The sequence below is a fragment of the Lutimaribacter saemankumensis genome (assembly GCF_900100005.1).
Taxonomy (GTDB): Bacteria; Pseudomonadota; Alphaproteobacteria; order Rhodobacterales; family Rhodobacteraceae; genus Lutimaribacter; species Lutimaribacter saemankumensis.
Genome location: NZ_FNEB01000013.1, coordinates 1 through 13644 on the forward strand (window position 1 = coordinate 1; position 13644 = coordinate 13644).

16 protein-coding genes and 1 tRNA gene are annotated in these 13644 nt (G+C 60.4%); 7 read left to right on the forward strand and 10 right to left on the reverse strand.

Annotated features, from left to right (window positions below):
* From BLT50_RS17375 to BLT50_RS17390, 4 genes are all read left to right on the forward strand, one after another.
* Window positions 1-423 (forward strand): response regulator (locus BLT50_RS17375; protein ID WP_245723443.1); only part of this gene is annotated, 423 nt, incomplete at its 5' end.
* 440 nt (window positions 424-863) lie between these two features.
* The gene (locus BLT50_RS17380) at window positions 864-1445 is read left to right on the forward strand and encodes a hypothetical protein (RefSeq protein WP_090030330.1); all 582 of its coding nucleotides are present in this window, start codon (window positions 864-866) and stop codon (window positions 1443-1445) included.
* Window positions 1446-1517: 72 nt separating this feature from the next.
* A complete protein-coding gene (locus BLT50_RS17385; protein WP_090030333.1) occupies window positions 1518-1787 on the forward strand; it encodes a hypothetical protein in 270 nt (89 codons plus the stop codon).
* Window positions 1777-3003 carry a site-specific integrase gene (locus tag BLT50_RS17390; protein WP_245723444.1) on the forward strand — a complete coding sequence of 409 codons (1227 nt, stop codon included), beginning with the start codon at window positions 1777-1779 and terminating at the stop codon, window positions 3001-3003. The genes BLT50_RS17385 and BLT50_RS17390 overlap by 11 nt, the downstream gene beginning before the upstream one ends.
* A gap of 77 nt (window positions 3004-3080) precedes the next feature.
* Here BLT50_RS17390 and BLT50_RS17395 read toward each other — a convergent pair.
* Together BLT50_RS17395 and BLT50_RS17400 are read right to left on the reverse strand one after the other, a co-directional pair.
* A tRNA-Arg gene (locus BLT50_RS17395) sits at window positions 3081-3157 on the reverse strand.
* 41 nt (window positions 3158-3198) lie between these two features.
* Window positions 3199-3510 carry an ETC complex I subunit gene (locus tag BLT50_RS17400; protein WP_090030335.1) on the reverse strand — a complete coding sequence of 104 codons (312 nt, stop codon included), beginning with the start codon at window positions 3508-3510 and terminating at the stop codon, window positions 3199-3201.
* 398 nt (window positions 3511-3908) lie between these two features.
* On the opposite strand from BLT50_RS17400, the gene uvrB reads away from it, so the two are divergent.
* The gene (gene uvrB, locus BLT50_RS17405) at window positions 3909-6107 is read left to right on the forward strand and encodes an excinuclease ABC subunit UvrB (protein ID WP_090030338.1); all 2199 of its coding nucleotides are present in this window, start codon (window positions 3909-3911) and stop codon (window positions 6105-6107) included.
* Window positions 6108-6227: 120 nt separating this feature from the next.
* Here uvrB and BLT50_RS17410 read toward each other — a convergent pair whose 3' ends face one another.
* Complete coding sequence (locus BLT50_RS17410) at window positions 6228-6434, reverse strand: cold-shock protein (RefSeq protein WP_090030341.1); 207 nt, start codon at window positions 6432-6434, stop codon at window positions 6228-6230.
* 300 nt (window positions 6435-6734) lie between these two features.
* Here BLT50_RS17410 and BLT50_RS17415 point away from each other — a divergent pair, with 300 nt between their 5' ends.
* Window positions 6735-7466 carry a DUF6782 family putative metallopeptidase gene (locus BLT50_RS17415; protein WP_342706710.1) on the forward strand — a complete coding sequence of 244 codons (732 nt, stop codon included), beginning with the start codon at window positions 6735-6737 and terminating at the stop codon, window positions 7464-7466.
* A 7-nt stretch (window positions 7467-7473) separates the two neighbouring features.
* On the opposite strand, the gene BLT50_RS17420 is transcribed toward BLT50_RS17415, so the two are convergent.
* The 4 genes from BLT50_RS17420 to BLT50_RS17435 all read right to left on the reverse strand — a co-directional run bounded on the left by BLT50_RS17420 (window position 7474) and on the right by BLT50_RS17435 (window position 9618).
* On the reverse strand, window positions 7474-8289 hold the full coding sequence (locus BLT50_RS17420; protein WP_090030345.1) for a sugar phosphate isomerase/epimerase family protein: 816 nt from the start codon (window positions 8287-8289) through the stop codon (window positions 7474-7476).
* Window positions 8286-8870, reverse strand: coding sequence for a rhodanese-like domain-containing protein (locus BLT50_RS17425; RefSeq protein ID WP_090030348.1), 585 nt, complete (start codon window positions 8868-8870; stop codon window positions 8286-8288). Before BLT50_RS17425 ends, BLT50_RS17420 begins: the two co-directional genes overlap by 4 nt.
* Before the next feature lie 137 nt (window positions 8871-9007).
* Window positions 9008-9214: a cold-shock protein gene (locus BLT50_RS17430; protein ID WP_090030350.1), complete on the reverse strand. Its 207-nt coding sequence runs from the start codon at window positions 9212-9214 to the stop codon at window positions 9008-9010.
* A gap of 179 nt (window positions 9215-9393) precedes the next feature.
* Window positions 9394-9618, reverse strand: coding sequence for a hypothetical protein (locus BLT50_RS17435; RefSeq protein WP_090030352.1), 225 nt, complete (start codon window positions 9616-9618; stop codon window positions 9394-9396).
* A gap of 135 nt (window positions 9619-9753) precedes the next feature.
* Here BLT50_RS17435 and BLT50_RS17440 point away from each other — a divergent pair, with 135 nt between their 5' ends.
* Window positions 9754-10185 carry a hypothetical protein gene (locus BLT50_RS17440; protein WP_090030355.1) on the forward strand — a complete coding sequence of 144 codons (432 nt, stop codon included), beginning with the start codon at window positions 9754-9756 and terminating at the stop codon, window positions 10183-10185.
* Here the strand turns inward: BLT50_RS17440 and BLT50_RS17445 are convergent.
* The 3 genes from BLT50_RS17445 to BLT50_RS17455 form a co-directional block, all read right to left on the reverse strand.
* Window positions 10182-10406: a TFIIB-type zinc ribbon-containing protein gene (locus BLT50_RS17445; RefSeq protein ID WP_090030421.1), complete on the reverse strand. Its 225-nt coding sequence runs from the start codon at window positions 10404-10406 to the stop codon at window positions 10182-10184. The genes BLT50_RS17440 and BLT50_RS17445 overlap by 4 nt on opposite strands.
* A 125-nt stretch (window positions 10407-10531) precedes the next feature.
* A complete protein-coding gene (gene ettA / locus BLT50_RS17450) occupies window positions 10532-12187 on the reverse strand; it encodes an energy-dependent translational throttle protein EttA (RefSeq protein WP_090030358.1) in 1656 nt (551 codons plus the stop codon).
* A gap of 143 nt (window positions 12188-12330) precedes the next feature.
* Window positions 12331-13473 carry an acyl-CoA dehydrogenase family protein gene (locus BLT50_RS17455; protein ID WP_090030361.1) on the reverse strand — a complete coding sequence of 381 codons (1143 nt, stop codon included), beginning with the start codon at window positions 13471-13473 and terminating at the stop codon, window positions 12331-12333.
* Window positions 13474-13644: the final 171 nt, after the last annotated feature.

A 13644-nucleotide genomic window follows, 5' to 3' on the forward strand; every position in this document is an offset into this window, starting at 1 on the left:
TTGGGCAACTCACCAATCGAAGGTCAACTAATGGAACTTGAACGCATACTACATGTCGATGACGATGAAGACATCCGCACCATCGTGCAGATCGCACTGGAAACCGTCGGTCAATTCAGGATCCTTCAATCCAGCGATGGCCAATCGGCGATCTCTTCAGCAGAGGAATTCGCGCCGCATCTTCTGCTCTTGGATGTCATGATGCCAGAGATGAGTGGCCAGGAACTCCGTAGTGAAATTCAAGAAATTCCAGGCATGGCGGACGTACCGACGGTGTTTGTTACAGCGAAGGCTGAAGACCATTTTGCAGAAGAGCTGCGTGCGCAAGGCGCAATCGCGGTAATCACAAAGCCATTCGATCCGATGACACTTGCCGACGAACTACGTGCGATTTGGACGAGTTGGCTATCAGATGCTGCATGACATTTCAGATAGGAACGCCTGCAAGTCCGAATGAATACCGTTCACGACGGATCAAATGAGACGCGAGGGCCTTTTTGGTACCGACAATTACCAGAGAATTGTTCATAAAAAGGCTCGATAATTAACTCCAGCTCGAATTCTGGAACACCGGAGGATCTACTTCGGCTCCTGGCAACATCCCTGTTAGCCTTAGAGGACAGCTAATGGCTTTGATGGAAAGGGATCTCGCACCAACCACGTTACTGCTTTAGTGTTTGCGTCTGGCGTTCCCGCATATGCGCGAAGCCTCGCTTATTGATTGCGGCGTCTAATGCCTTGCTCCTTCGAAAGAGGCAGGAAACGCAGCACTTCCTGAAATTTTGGGAAGAATTTTATTCCTTCCATTTACTTTGGTGTGAATTTTATTTATCACAAAGTCAGAGCGACAGAGACTGGATCACATGAAGCCCAAAGAATTCATCGCTGGCTTGGCCGACGCCATGCAAGTCGAGAGCACAGAACTCGCCACGGTCGATCGGGCCCTGGCAAAGCAAGGTCTTCGACAGCTTGCCCGGGGCCGCTTTCATCCCGACATCACGCTCAAAGAAGGGGTCCAACTCGTATGTGCATGGGCGAGAGCAACTAATCTGACACAAGCGGCGGACGAGGTCCGCCGCTTGGAGCTTTGCGTTATGCCAACCGACGGCCTGGCGGACAGTACATTGAACGAGGTTGTCGATCCGTTCGGCGCAACGCTCAAAGACCTATCAGACAGCAACATTCTTGACGCCGTGACGAGGCTCGCTCGACAGCTCGGCGAGAAGAACTACCCCGATCAAAAAGTCTCGGTCACTATCGAGAAAAATGGTCCTGCGGAAATCTTCTACGGCGGACTCTTTGATACGAAACGGCTGGTTTTTGAGGACCTTCCGGAGAAATTTGAGTTCAAGTCCCCCGCGACTGTGACTGTAAGCGTCACGATTCATGGCCCTGTCCTGAAGTGGATCTATGACGCGACCGAAGGGCATGATGCCAAGGCCTGATCGACAGAAAACGGCCATGCGGCGATTGGAACCGGAAACCCTGCCTCTATGCCTACAGGAGACACATTCATCATGAGCAAAGATCTCACAATGAGCGAAGAAAGTTCATTTGGATCAGTTTCCTGGGTGGCGCAGCGTCTTGGGCTATCCAAAGATCAGTTCCTTCGCAAACGTGACACGCTTGAAGGTGAGGGTTTCCCTAAAAAGGATCCGCTTACAAAAAACTACCACAAGGCCGACGTGGATGCTTGGATAGATCATCGCCGCCGCATCCCTGATGCAAAAACGGTGGCGGTATCCAATCTGACATCCAGAACGGAGGTAAATCTCGATGCCGTTTAAGGACGCCTTGTGGGACGGCTCAGACCCACTCTATGCACCATGCCTTTCGTGGTCCGGGCGGGATCCCCTTGCACGACAAGCGCGATGGAAATGCCCGAAGAAGTACCTGTCAGCCGGATACCAAGTTAAATCCGTCAAGGTCGGAGAATCAGGCCATCCGGATGACGAGCACCAACTCGACCGCGCTCTCCGCTGCCGGCAGCTCACGCAGGAACTTGTCCGCTGGTGGGACAGCCTGGATCAAGCAAGAATACAAATTGGCACCTGGCACTACCTAATCGCTCGGTACAAGTCGGATGAGTTCTCGCCAATCCACGAAGTGAAGGGAAACACGAAACACGGTTACCTCCAGCAGCTTGCCAAACTCGAAACCGCGATCGGACATATGCGGATCGAGGATCTAAGCTATGAGCAGATCAAGCGGACGCAGAAGGCGATGGAGGACAAGGGACGGTCCGCATCGTACGTCCACCGTTTCTTCAATACGCTTCGGCGCGTCGCACGCTATGGCAAGGCCCTGCAGATCAGGGAGGCTGCTGCCGTCGCAGAGACGCTCGGAGAGATGCGGTTCCAGGTCGGGGCGGCCCGGCAAGTGGCACCGACGCGGGAGCAGGTCTACCAGATCGTTGCCGCCGCGGATGCCACGGGCCTGCCAGACTTTGCGGTTGGCATCCTGATCCAGTTCGAGTTCACCTTGCGCGCCGTCGACGTCCGCGGTCAGTGGCTGCCAACGGATGAGCAGGAAGGTGGCATCATCCGCAATGGCAAACGCTGGCAAGATGGCCTGACATGGGACATGTTCGATGCAGATCTGACCAGCTTCTCCAAGGTCATATCGAATACCGCGAAGAGCCTGTCCGAGCCATATCTCTTCGACCTCACGCCTCTTCCCGAGATCCAAACCCGGCTGCGGTTGCTGCGGCCTGAGAACCCGGTTGGGCCCGTCATCCGGTCTATGCGGTCTGGTGGACTTCCTTATACACCGAGCGGCTGGTCCCAAGCCTGGGCGCGCATGCGCAAGGATGCCGGACTTCCGGAGAATATCTGGATGATGGATGTACGGGCCGGTGCAGTCACGGAAGCAAAGAGCTTGGGCGTGGATCCCTATGCCTTGCGAGATGCCGCACAACATGCCAGCGTCTCGACCACCAACCGCTATTCGCGCAACAGAAGCGAAGGCGCGAACCAGATCGTTCAACTGCGTCGCCAGAAGTAGTTGGATCAGATCGGGAACAACACTGATCCAACATGATCCAACATGGCGATCGCTAAATCGTTAAGTCTTTGAAATTATGGCGATCCCACGAGGACTCGAACCCCGAACCTGCTGATTAGAAGTCAGCTGCTCTATCCAGTTGAGCTATGGGACCGCTGGTGCCTGTTTGCGCAGGATACCGCTCGGGCGCAAGCGTTAGTGGGTCCATGCTCCACGGCGGTTGGTCGCGAAATTCTCGCCATAGCCACCCGGACGGACATTGGGTTTGCGCGGCTTCGGTTCGACAACGATCGCGTCGACCCCGTGCGCTTCGGCATATTCAAGCGCGGCTTCCTTGGAGGAAAAGCGCAGCTTGACCTGAGATTGCGTATCCGACGACGACGTCCAGCCCATCAGTGGATCCACCTCGCGCTGCGAGGCAGGCGCATATTCCAGAACCCAGTGCCGGGACTTGGCCGTGCCGGATTGCATCGCATTGCGGGCGGGTTTGTAGATACGGGCGCGCATCGGAATCCTCTTGCCAGTTTGCGCAGCCGTTATCGGCCAAAACCCTCAACGGGGCAAGGGCCAACACAAGGTGTGAAAACCTTTGGGGTGCAAACAGCTGCATGGTCATGCCCCGGCCACGGGGAGCGAGGGGTGGGTGTTGCAGCCGGGGGCGCAACCTAGCACACTGCTTGCAAGCCGAAGACTAGCAACGCAAACGGAAATCACGCAAGAAATAGATGTTTTTGAAACTCGCGTTTCCAGTCTGTCCTGACAGGCCAAAGGTTGTAAGCACATGCCGGAACGTCAAATAATGCCGGTCGCCTGTTTTTCCCGCGGCCCTTGGGCCGGATGTGTCCTGCGGGCTTGAACTGGAACAAAAACAGATCAAATCTGTAGCAGCCCAGCCGGAGATTCTCATGCCTTACGCACATTCCGACGCGTCGGAACCGATCCTCCATTCCCCAGCCCCGGACGTGAAGACCCGCGAAAAGCTCGAAGGCGGAAAACGGTTTGTCGTGCATACCGAGTTCAAGCCCTCCGGCGATCAGCCCACCGCCATCGCCGAGCTTTCGGGCGGCATCGACGCCGGCGAGCGGGACCAGGTTCTTCTGGGCGCGACAGGCACGGGCAAGACCTTCACCATGGCCAAGGTGATCGAGGAAACCCAGCGCCCCGCCATCATCCTGGCCCCGAACAAGACACTTGCCGCCCAGCTCTATGGCGAATTCAAGGGGTTCTTTCCCGATAACGCGGTCGAATACTTCGTCAGCTACTACGACTACTACCAGCCCGAGGCATATGTGCCGCGCAGCGACACCTATATCGAGAAGGAATCCCAGATCAACGAACAGATCGACCGGATGCGCCACTCGGCCACCCGCGCGCTGCTGGAGCGCGACGACGTGATCATCGTGGCCTCGGTCAGCTGCATTTACGGCATCGGCTCGGTCGAAACCTATGGTGCGATGACGCAGGATCTGCAGGTCGGAAAGGAATACGACCAGCGCTCGGTCATGGCCGATCTGGTCGCGCAGCAATACCGGCGCAACGACCAGGCCTTCCAGCGGGGATCGTTCCGTGTGCGGGGCGACAGCCTGGAAATCTGGCCCGCCCACCTCGAAGACCGGGCCTGGAAGCTGTCATTCTTCGGCGAAGAACTGGAATCCATTACCGAATTCGATCCCCTGACCGGCGAAAAGGCCGCGTCGATGGAACGTGTGCGCGTCTATGCGAATTCGCATTACGTGACGCCAAAACCGACGATGCAGCAGGCGATCATCAACATCAAAAAGGAACTGCGCCAACGGCTCGACCAGTTGGTGGGCGAGGGCAAGCTGCTCGAAGCACAGCGGCTCGAACAGCGCACGAATTTCGATCTCGAGATGCTCGAAGCGACGGGCGTGTGCAACGGGATCGAAAACTATTCCCGCTACCTGACGGGCCGCGCTCCGGGCGAACCGCCCCCCACCCTGTTTGAATTCATCCCCGATCACGCCATCGTTTTCGCGGACGAAAGCCATGTCTCGGTGCCGCAGATCGGCGGCATGTATCGTGGTGACTACCGCCGCAAGTTCACCCTGGCCGAACACGGGTTCCGCCTGCCGTCCTGCATGGACAACCGCCCGCTGAAATTCGAGGAATGGGACGCCATGCGCCCGCAATCCGTGTTCGTCAGCGCAACCCCCGGCGCTTGGGAGTTGGAGCAGACCGGCGGTGTGTTCACCGAACAGGTGATCCGCCCGACCGGGCTGCTTGATCCACAGGTCGAAATCCGCCCGGTCGAAATGCAGGTCGACGATCTGCTGGACGAGGTGCGCAAGGTTTCGGCCGCCGGTTACCGTACGCTCTGCACCACCCTGACCAAACGCATGGCCGAGGATTTGACCGAATACCTGCATGAACAGGGTGTGCGCGTGCGCTACATGCATTCCGACATCGACACGATCGAGCGGATCGAAATCCTGCGCGATCTGCGCCTTGGGGCGTTCGACGTGCTGATCGGCATCAACCTTCTGCGCGAAGGTCTCGACATCCCCGAATGCGGTCTGGTCGCCATCCTGGATGCCGACAAGGAAGGGTTCCTGCGTTCCGAAACCTCGCTGATCCAGACGATCGGCCGCGCCGCGCGAAACGCCGATGGCCGGGTGATCATGTATGCCGACCGCATCACGGGCTCGATGGAGCGGGCGATCGCAGAAACCGACCGCCGCCGCACCAAGCAGATCGCCTATAACGAGGAACACGGGATCACGCCGGAAACCGTGCGCAAGAATGTCGACGACATTCTGGCTGGGCTCTACAAGGGCGACGTGGACATGAACCGCGTCACCGCCAAGATCGACGACAAGCTGCAGGGCTCGAACATGCAGGCGGTTCTGGACGGCCTGCGCGACGACATGCGCAAGGCCGCCGAAAACCTCGAATTCGAAGAGGCCGCCCGCCTGCGCGACGAAATCAAGCGGCTGGAAGCTGTCGATCTTGCGATCCACGACGACCCGCTGGCCCGCCAGCAGGCGGTCGAAAAAGCCAGCGAAGACGCTGTAAAGTCGCGCGGTCGGTCAACGGCAGGCCGGGCCGGCCAGCGGGGCGGCAACAAGCGGCGCAAGGGCCGATGAAACCCCACCCGAAGGCTGCCCTCTTGTCGTAAGCCTATCATCTGCAAAGAAAAAAACGCGGCCTCCTTTCGGAAGCCGCGCAAAATTTCTTCTCAGGCCGGGCCTGGGCCCGGCAAGGGCTTACGCCAGCTGAAGGTTCGTCGCGCTTTCGCGGCCGTCACGGCCCGCTTCGACGTCGAACGTCACCTTCTGGTCATCCGCCAGGCCGGTCAGGCCCGAACGCTCAACGGCCGAGATGTGAACGAACACGTCTTTGCCGCCCGATTCAGGCTGAATGAAGCCGAAGCCTTTGGTGGAGTTGAACCATTTTACAGTGCCATTGGCCATCTGTGTTTTCCTTTGATGTATGCCACTCGCAATATGCAGCGGCCCGGCGAAGAGGCGTCTGGATCGAAAGACTGCGCGCCGGTGAAGGAAAACAGAAGTCGAATAGAAGGTCTAAGCAACTGCTCAGTGACAGGTCGGCCCACCAATAGCAAGCAAAACCGTGACTCAAGGCAAACCGACAACAGCGGCTTCCCGCCTGTCGCCCCGCATCACTCACCCACCGCCCGGCATCCAAACCCGGCAATGACGCGCTTTCCAACTTCGCCCGAACCGCATATCCATTTTGCCATGCGCAGCTTGATGCCCATCCTCCTTGCCCTTTGCGTGCTCGCCGCCCCGGCCCGGGCTGAAACGAAATGTGCGGCGCCCCCCTTCGATACCTTGCCTGCGCTGACTCAGTCCCTTTCCGATCTGTCCCTTGTCTTCAACGCTTTTGCGGCCCTTCGCGACACGCTGAACACCGAGGTCAGTCAGGTGTGTATCGTCGATCCGATGATCGGCGCGCGCGGGTATTTCGAACCGGATACCGGCCGCCTGATGCTGGCCGCCGACCTGCCGCCTGGCCTTGGTCAGGCCGTTCTGGTGCATGAACTGCGCCACGTGCAGCAATTCTCGCTTGGCACCTGCCCCACCCCGGCGCTGACCATGCAGGACTATGCACAGGCCGTCTTCGCGATGGAGGCCGACGCATCGGTCACCAGTCTCGTCGTCGCCGACTACCTGCGCGAACGGGGTAAGCCGGCGATGTGGCAGGCTCTGGCGGAATGGCCGATGCAGGCGGATATCGCCGCCGCCTATGACGCCGCCCGCGCGCAAGGCGTCGAGGCTGCCGCCGCAGCGGCCTTTGCCGCCTGGTACGACAACGAAGACCGCCGCCGCAGCTATTATGCGTCGACCTGTCTCGACTATCTCGACCGCGAAGAACGCAGCCACCGCCTGCCCGCCCAAGGCGCGCTGTCCGAAGGGTTCTACAGCCAGCTATGCGTACTGCCCGACGGGCGCGCATATTCCTGCATGGCGCCGGACGACTGACGCCGGATCACTGGCCCAGGCCCAACCGCTCCAGATACGCGACGCTGTCGGGCACACGGGTGAAATCGTTGATTTCGACGATGAGATGCGGGTTGCCGTGCAAATCGCCCAGCGCCTTGAAGATCGCGTGAAAATTGATGCTGCCCTCGCCCAGCACCCAGTGGCGGTCGGCATAGCCATCGGCATCCTGCAGATGCACATGCCCCAGCAGATCGCCCGCGTCCTGAACGAAACGGTCGACCGACGGGGCTCCGGCGCTGACATGCGCCCATTCCGCATGCCCGGTATCGACCGACAGGCGCAAGGCGGGACTGTCCGCCGCCTCGACGACGGCACGGCGCAGCGCGGGGTCGGTATCTCGGATGTTTTCCAGCACCATCTCCACGCCCATATCGGCGGCGCGGGCAAGGGCGGGCTCCAGTGTATCGAGCACCGCACGGATCGATTTCTCGCGGTCATGCGGTCCGTTATCGAGGTTATGCGCATCCCATGGATCATAGGGCGAATGGATCACCATCTGCCGCGCCTCGAGGCGGCCGCAGACATCCAGCGCCGCATCCAGCCGCGCCTGCACGACCGCGCGAATTTCGCGGTCTTTCACGTTCAGCTCGAACCCGGAAAACGGACCGTGGATGCCAAGACGTCCCTTCCAGCCCTTCAGTTTGGCCTTGGCCATGTCGATGAACGGGCCGGGGTTTTTCAGGATGTCGGCCATGCAGAACTCGGGCAGCTCGATGTCCCGGTCCTTTTCGAAAATCCAGTCGCGGTGCCGGTCGAGATCCAGCACCGTCAACTGCGCCCCGATCACGGGCAGGTCGCTCATTCGCCTGTCACCGTCAGGCCCAGCATGCGCCAGCCCTGCATGCCCGGACGATAGTAATAGATCTTTTCGGCGGGGAAACCGGCTTCGATCATGCGCCGCGCCGCCGTCGGGGACTGACCGCACCACGGCCCGTTGCAGTAAAGCGCGACGCTCTTGATGTTGTCGCCTTCGCAGATGAACCCTTCGAAGTCGGGCTCACAGCCCAATTCACCCAGCCTGTCGGCGGCCTCGGTGTAGGGCACGTTGACCGCACCGGGAATGGCGCCGGTTTCGAAATCGCGGCGTACACGCCCGTCGACCACCACGACATCGGGATCGTTCAGGAACCCGATCAGTTCCAGCTCGCCGATCGGCGTGACGCCAGGCGCGGGAATGATCGGCTGCACGCAGAAATTCGGGCAGGGTCGCGACGTGCGCGCCCATTCGCCGGTGACCTCGTGGTTCTGGTCCTGAATACGCTCGATCACCACCGGCCCGGCCCCCGTTTCCACGGTCACACGCGGCAAGTCCTTGGTGATCGCGACCTCGTCGGCATGTGCGATACCAGCCATCAGCCCCAAAGCAACAAGTGCAAAACGCATTTGACGTCCTCCTTCGGTCAGCGCGGTTTGGCCTCAGCCTAGCCCCCTGACAGGACTCGCGTCAAAGCGAAGATCGACAACGAAAAACGCGGCCCCGTTTCCGGGACCGCGCGAAATTCATCCATTCGCCCGAAGGATCAGGCCAGGGCGATGTTCGTTGCGCTTTCGCGGCCGTCACGGCCGGCTTCCAGGTCGTAGGTGACCTTCTGGTTGTCGGCCAGGCCGGTCAGGCCCGAACGCTCGACAGCCGAGATGTGCACGAAAACGTCCTTGCCGCCCGTTTCAGGTGCGATAAAGCCGTAGCCCTTGGTGGTGTTGAACCATTTCACAGTGCCGTTGGCCATGTGAGTTTCCTTTCTGTTTAACTACCGCTCGCGTCATGCAGCGGCTCGGCGAAGTCACGTCTGGATCGAAGACTGTGTGCCGGGTCGCGGTAACAGAAAGATCGTAGAGATGGTCTTGCACCGCCCATATCGCATTTCGGCTTGCAAAAATCAAGTGCCGCGCAGTTTGACCATCCACCTCAATTCAGCAGGAACGCCCATACAAAATACGGCGGCAGCGCCATCGCGAAGAGGTAAACAAAGGTCTTTGCACGTTCACCCCAGGCGCTCAGCCTGTCGACTTCTTCCATGGTCAGCGCCACCGCAACCAACCCTCCGGCAAAGCCGCTTTCGATCCGTTCCTTTTCACGAATACGGCGGAGCGCGGTCTGATAGACGCGCTCCTGACGTTCCTGTTCGGTCATTGTCAAACTCCCCTCTCCTAGGTTCCGCATTTGATTTGGGGCTCGGGGGGCGCAAGTCCAGATTGCCGAAAGACTTTAACGCAACCGTGATGCCGCTAGGTTCTGCGGGGAACGCATCGCCACAGGATGATACGCATGTTCAGACTGGCCGCCCTCATGGCATTCATCGCAAGCCCCGCACCGGCATGGGAGTTCTCGGCCTTGCCCTTGTGCACGCTCGAGCACGCCACAGGCCAGGTGTCGGTCCGCATCACCTATGACGCGGCCCTACCGGAATACACGATCGCCCTGACGCTTCGCGACGGCGCATGGCCGGCCTCCGACGGGTTTTCCATCGCATTCGGCGGTGGCCGGGCGCTGACCATCGGAACCGACCGGCACAGGCTGTCGGGCGACGGGCGCACCCTGACCGTCACCGATACCGGCTTCGGCAACGTCCTGAACGGGTTGGAGTTCAACAGCATCGCCACCGCGATTGCAGGGTCGCGGCGGGTCGACATTCCGCTGCAAGACGCAGGGGAACCGGTGCAGGCATTCCGTGCCTGCCCGGCCCCCGGCCTGTCCTAGAAGTCGAACAGCTCCGACAGGAAGCTCTCGCGCTTTTTCTTGCGCGGCTTGTCATCGTACCCGCCGCCACGCGGCGCAGGGGCCTCGGCCATGCTGCGGTCGATGATCTTGTCCAGCTCTCCACGATCCAGCCAGACACCACGACACTGCGGGCAAAAGTCGATCTCGACCCCTTGCCGTTCGGCGATTTGCAGCGTCGTTCCATCAATCGGGCATTGCATGGCGGTCTCCTTTTCTCCTTGCGTGCGTGTCACATGGGAACGGGGCCGCGCCACGGCAATGCCAGGCAGAAAAAGGGCCCGTACAGATCGCTCTGTACGGGCCCAAATCGCGGAAATCCGCCGCCTCAGCGCGCGAATTTCTTGTATTTCAGCCGCTTGGGCTCCAGCGCGTCGGGACCGAGGCGGCGTTTCTTATCTTCCTCGTAATCCTCGAAATTACCCTCGAACCACTCGACATGCGCTTCACCCTCGAAGGCCAGGATGTGCGTACAGATCCGGTCGAGGAAGAAACGATCGTGCGAGATCACGACCGCACAGCCCGCGAAATCCACAAGCGCGTCTTCCAGCGCCCGCAGCGTTTCCACGTCCAGGTCGTTCGTCGGTTCGTCGAGCAGCAGCACGTTGCCCCCCGATTTCAGCAGACGCGCCATGTGCACGCGGTTGCGCTCACCCCCCGACAGAACGCCGACCTTCTTCTGCTGGTCGCCGCCACGGAAATTGAACGCCGAACAATAGGCCCGGCTGTTCACCTCGGCATCGCCAAGCTGGATGATGTCGTTCCCGCCGGAAATCACCTCCCACACGGTCTTGTCCGCGGGCAGCGCGTCGCGTGTCTGGTCGACATAGGACAGCTCGACCGTATCGCCATATTCCACCGTGCCTTCGTCGGGCTGCTCCTGCCCGGTGAGCATGCGGAACAGCGTGGTCTTACCCGCGCCGTTCGGGCCGATCACGCCGACGATGCCGCCCGGCGGCAGACTGAAGGACAGATCCTCGATCAGCAGCTTGTCGCCCATCGCCTTTTTCAGGCCGTTCACCTCGATCACCTTGCCACCCAGCCGCTTGCCCGCGGGGATGACGATCTGCGCGCGGGTGATCTTTTCGCGTTCGGACTGGTTTGCCAGGTCGTTATAGGCGTTGATACGCGCCTTGGATTTCGCCTGCCGCGCCTTGGGGCTGGCGCGCATCCATTCCAGTTCGCGCTCCAGCGTCTTCTGGCGGCTCTTGTCCTCGCGCGCTTCCTGCTCCAGCCGCTTGGCCTTCTGCTCCAGCCAGCTGGAATAATTGCCCTCGTAGGGAATGCCGCGCCCGCGGTCCAGCTCGAGAATCCAGCCGGTGATGTCGTCCAGGAAATACCGGTCGTGGGTGACGATCAGGATCGTGCCCTTGTACTCGATCAGGTGCTGCTGCAGCCAGGCGATGGTTTCCGCGTCCAGGTGGTTGGTCGGTTCGTCCAACAGCAGCATGTCGGGCGCTTCCAGCAGCAGCTTGCACAGCGCGACACGACGCTTTTCACCACCCGACAGCTTGGTGACATCCGCATCGTCCGGCGGACAGCGAAGGGCCTCCATCGCGACGTCGATCTGGCTGTCGAGATCCCACAGGTTGTTGCTGTCGATCTCGTCCTGCAACTCGGCCATCTCGTCGGCGGTTTCGTCGGAATAATTCATCGCCAGCTCGTTGAACCGGTCCAGCTTGGCCTTCTTTTCGGCCACACCCAGCATCACGTTGCCGCGCACGTCCAGGTTCGGGTCCAGTTCGGGCTCCTGCGGCAGGTATCCCACCTTCGCGCCCTGCGCCGCCCAGGCCTCGCCCTGAAAATCCTTGTCGATGCCCGCCATGATACGCAGCAGGGTCGATTTACCGGCGCCGTTGACACCAACGACACCGATTTTCACACCGGGCAGAAAGTTGAGATGGATGTTCTCGAAACATTTCTTGCCGCCGGGATAGGTCTTGGAGACCCCCTGCATGTGATAGACATACTGATAGGACGCCATGTGTTCCGCTCCTGATGGATATTCGAATTTGGCCCCTGATACATGGCGCACGCAGCCGGGGCAATGCACCGTGGCCCCGCGTCCTCTTGCCGGAAATATCCCCACCGGCGGCCCGTGCCGAAGGCGGGATATACAGCGCGTGGCTAGAGCCCCATCTGCCGCACCGCCAGGTCGCGCATGATCTCTTCCGACCCGCCGCCGATGGCCTGCACCTTGACCTCGCGATACATCCGTTCGACCGGATTGCCCCGCAGGTATCCCGCGCCGCCCAGGATCTGCATCGCCTGGCTTGCACAGAACTCCAGCGCGGTCGAGGCGGAAAACTTGGCCTTGCTGATCTCGGCAACCGGCATCGCGCCTTCGTTGGCCTGCCAGCATATCTGGTTCAGATAGGCCTCGATCATGTCGATCCTTGCCGACATGTCCGCCAGCTTGTGCCGGATCACCTGGTGCCGGATCAGCGGCTTTCCAAAGGTTTCCCGCGTCTGCGCCCAGGCGACCGAATGATCGAAACAGACCTTCATCATGCCCAGCATGATCGCGACCATCGTGATGCGCTCGTAGTTGAAATTGCCCATGATCGACAGAAAGCCGCGGTTTTCCTCGCCCATCAGGTAGCGCGCGGGCACCCGCACCTCGTCCAGATAAAGCGCCGCGGTATCCGACGCCCACCACCCCATCTTCGGGCCCATGTCCGCACGCGAAAATCCGGGCGTGTCCGCCGGCACGAAAAACAGCGAGATACCCTCCAGCCCCTCGCCACCCGTCCTGGCCCCGACCACGAAATAATCCGATTTCATCCCGCCGGTGATGAAAGCCTTTTGCCCGTTCAGAACATAATCGCCACCCTCCCGCCGCGCCGACGTTTTCAGCCGTGCCACGTCGGACCCACCCGAAGGTTCGGTGATCGCAAGGCTCGACCCCACCCGCCCGGCCACGATGTCGGCCAGAACCGCATCGCGGATCTCGTCGCTTGCCAGCTTCTGCAACGGCCCGATCGAAATGATCCGCCCGCCCACGGCAGCCCCCACACCGGTCGCGCCGCATTTCGCCAGTTCCTCGGCAAAGGCCGCGCGCATGAACACGTCGTCGAACCCCAGGCCGCCGTATCTTTCATCCACGCCAAAGCCGAAGATGCCCAGCGCGCCCAACCCTTCATGCACCGACCATGGCACGTCGCCCGCCTCGTCCCAGGCATCGACATGCGGGGTTATCTCGGTGGCGACGTAACGCGCGACACTATCGCGAAACGCGCGGCGCTCGGGTGTATCGAACGGGTTCTGCATCGGTCACTTCCCTGTCCCTGTCGGGTCCGAGCGTAACGCCCCGGCGACGCATGTGGGAAATGACGCAGCGTAGCATGCCCAAGGTGCGCCCGGCCGCCGCTTTGCGATCTGCGCCCTTGCAACAACATGCGTTGCGCGAGTTTACTGTGAGGGCTTGAAAAGTGCCACTGT

Bases quoted from the DNA above. Each gene is read 5' to 3' on its own strand.
- BLT50_RS17440 (WP_090030355.1), top strand. From the start codon at position 9,754: ATGTTCAGACTGGCCGCCCTCATGGCATTCATCGCAAGCCCCGCACCG.
- BLT50_RS17380 (WP_090030330.1), top strand. From the start codon at position 864: ATGAAGCCCAAAGAATTCATCGCTGGCTTGGCCGACGCCATGCAAGTC.
- uvrB (WP_090030338.1), top strand. From the start codon at position 3,909: ATGCCTTACGCACATTCCGACGCGTCGGAACCGATCCTCCATTCCCCA.
- BLT50_RS17385 (WP_090030333.1), top strand. From the start codon at position 1,518: ATGAGCAAAGATCTCACAATGAGCGAAGAAAGTTCATTTGGATCAGTT.
- BLT50_RS17445 (WP_090030421.1), bottom strand. From the start codon at position 10,406: ATGCAATGCCCGATTGATGGAACGACGCTGCAAATCGCCGAACGGCAA.
- BLT50_RS17455 (WP_090030361.1), bottom strand. From the start codon at position 13,473: ATGCAGAACCCGTTCGATACACCCGAGCGCCGCGCGTTTCGCGATAGT.
- BLT50_RS17420 (WP_090030345.1), bottom strand. From the start codon at position 8,289: ATGAGCGACCTGCCCGTGATCGGGGCGCAGTTGACGGTGCTGGATCTC.
- BLT50_RS17390 (WP_245723444.1), top strand. From the start codon at position 1,777: ATGCCGTTTAAGGACGCCTTGTGGGACGGCTCAGACCCACTCTATGCA.
- BLT50_RS17415 (WP_342706710.1), top strand. From the start codon at position 6,735: ATGCCCATCCTCCTTGCCCTTTGCGTGCTCGCCGCCCCGGCCCGGGCT.
- BLT50_RS17435 (WP_090030352.1), bottom strand. From the start codon at position 9,618: ATGACCGAACAGGAACGTCAGGAGCGCGTCTATCAGACCGCGCTCCGC.
- ettA (WP_090030358.1), bottom strand. From the start codon at position 12,187: ATGGCGTCCTATCAGTATGTCTATCACATGCAGGGGGTCTCCAAGACC.
- BLT50_RS17425 (WP_090030348.1), bottom strand. From the start codon at position 8,870: ATGCGTTTTGCACTTGTTGCTTTGGGGCTGATGGCTGGTATCGCACAT.
- BLT50_RS17430 (WP_090030350.1), bottom strand. From the start codon at position 9,214: ATGGCCAACGGCACTGTGAAATGGTTCAACACCACCAAGGGCTACGGC.
- BLT50_RS17400 (WP_090030335.1), bottom strand. From the start codon at position 3,510: ATGCGCGCCCGTATCTACAAACCCGCCCGCAATGCGATGCAATCCGGC.
- BLT50_RS17410 (WP_090030341.1), bottom strand. From the start codon at position 6,434: ATGGCCAATGGCACTGTAAAATGGTTCAACTCCACCAAAGGCTTCGGC.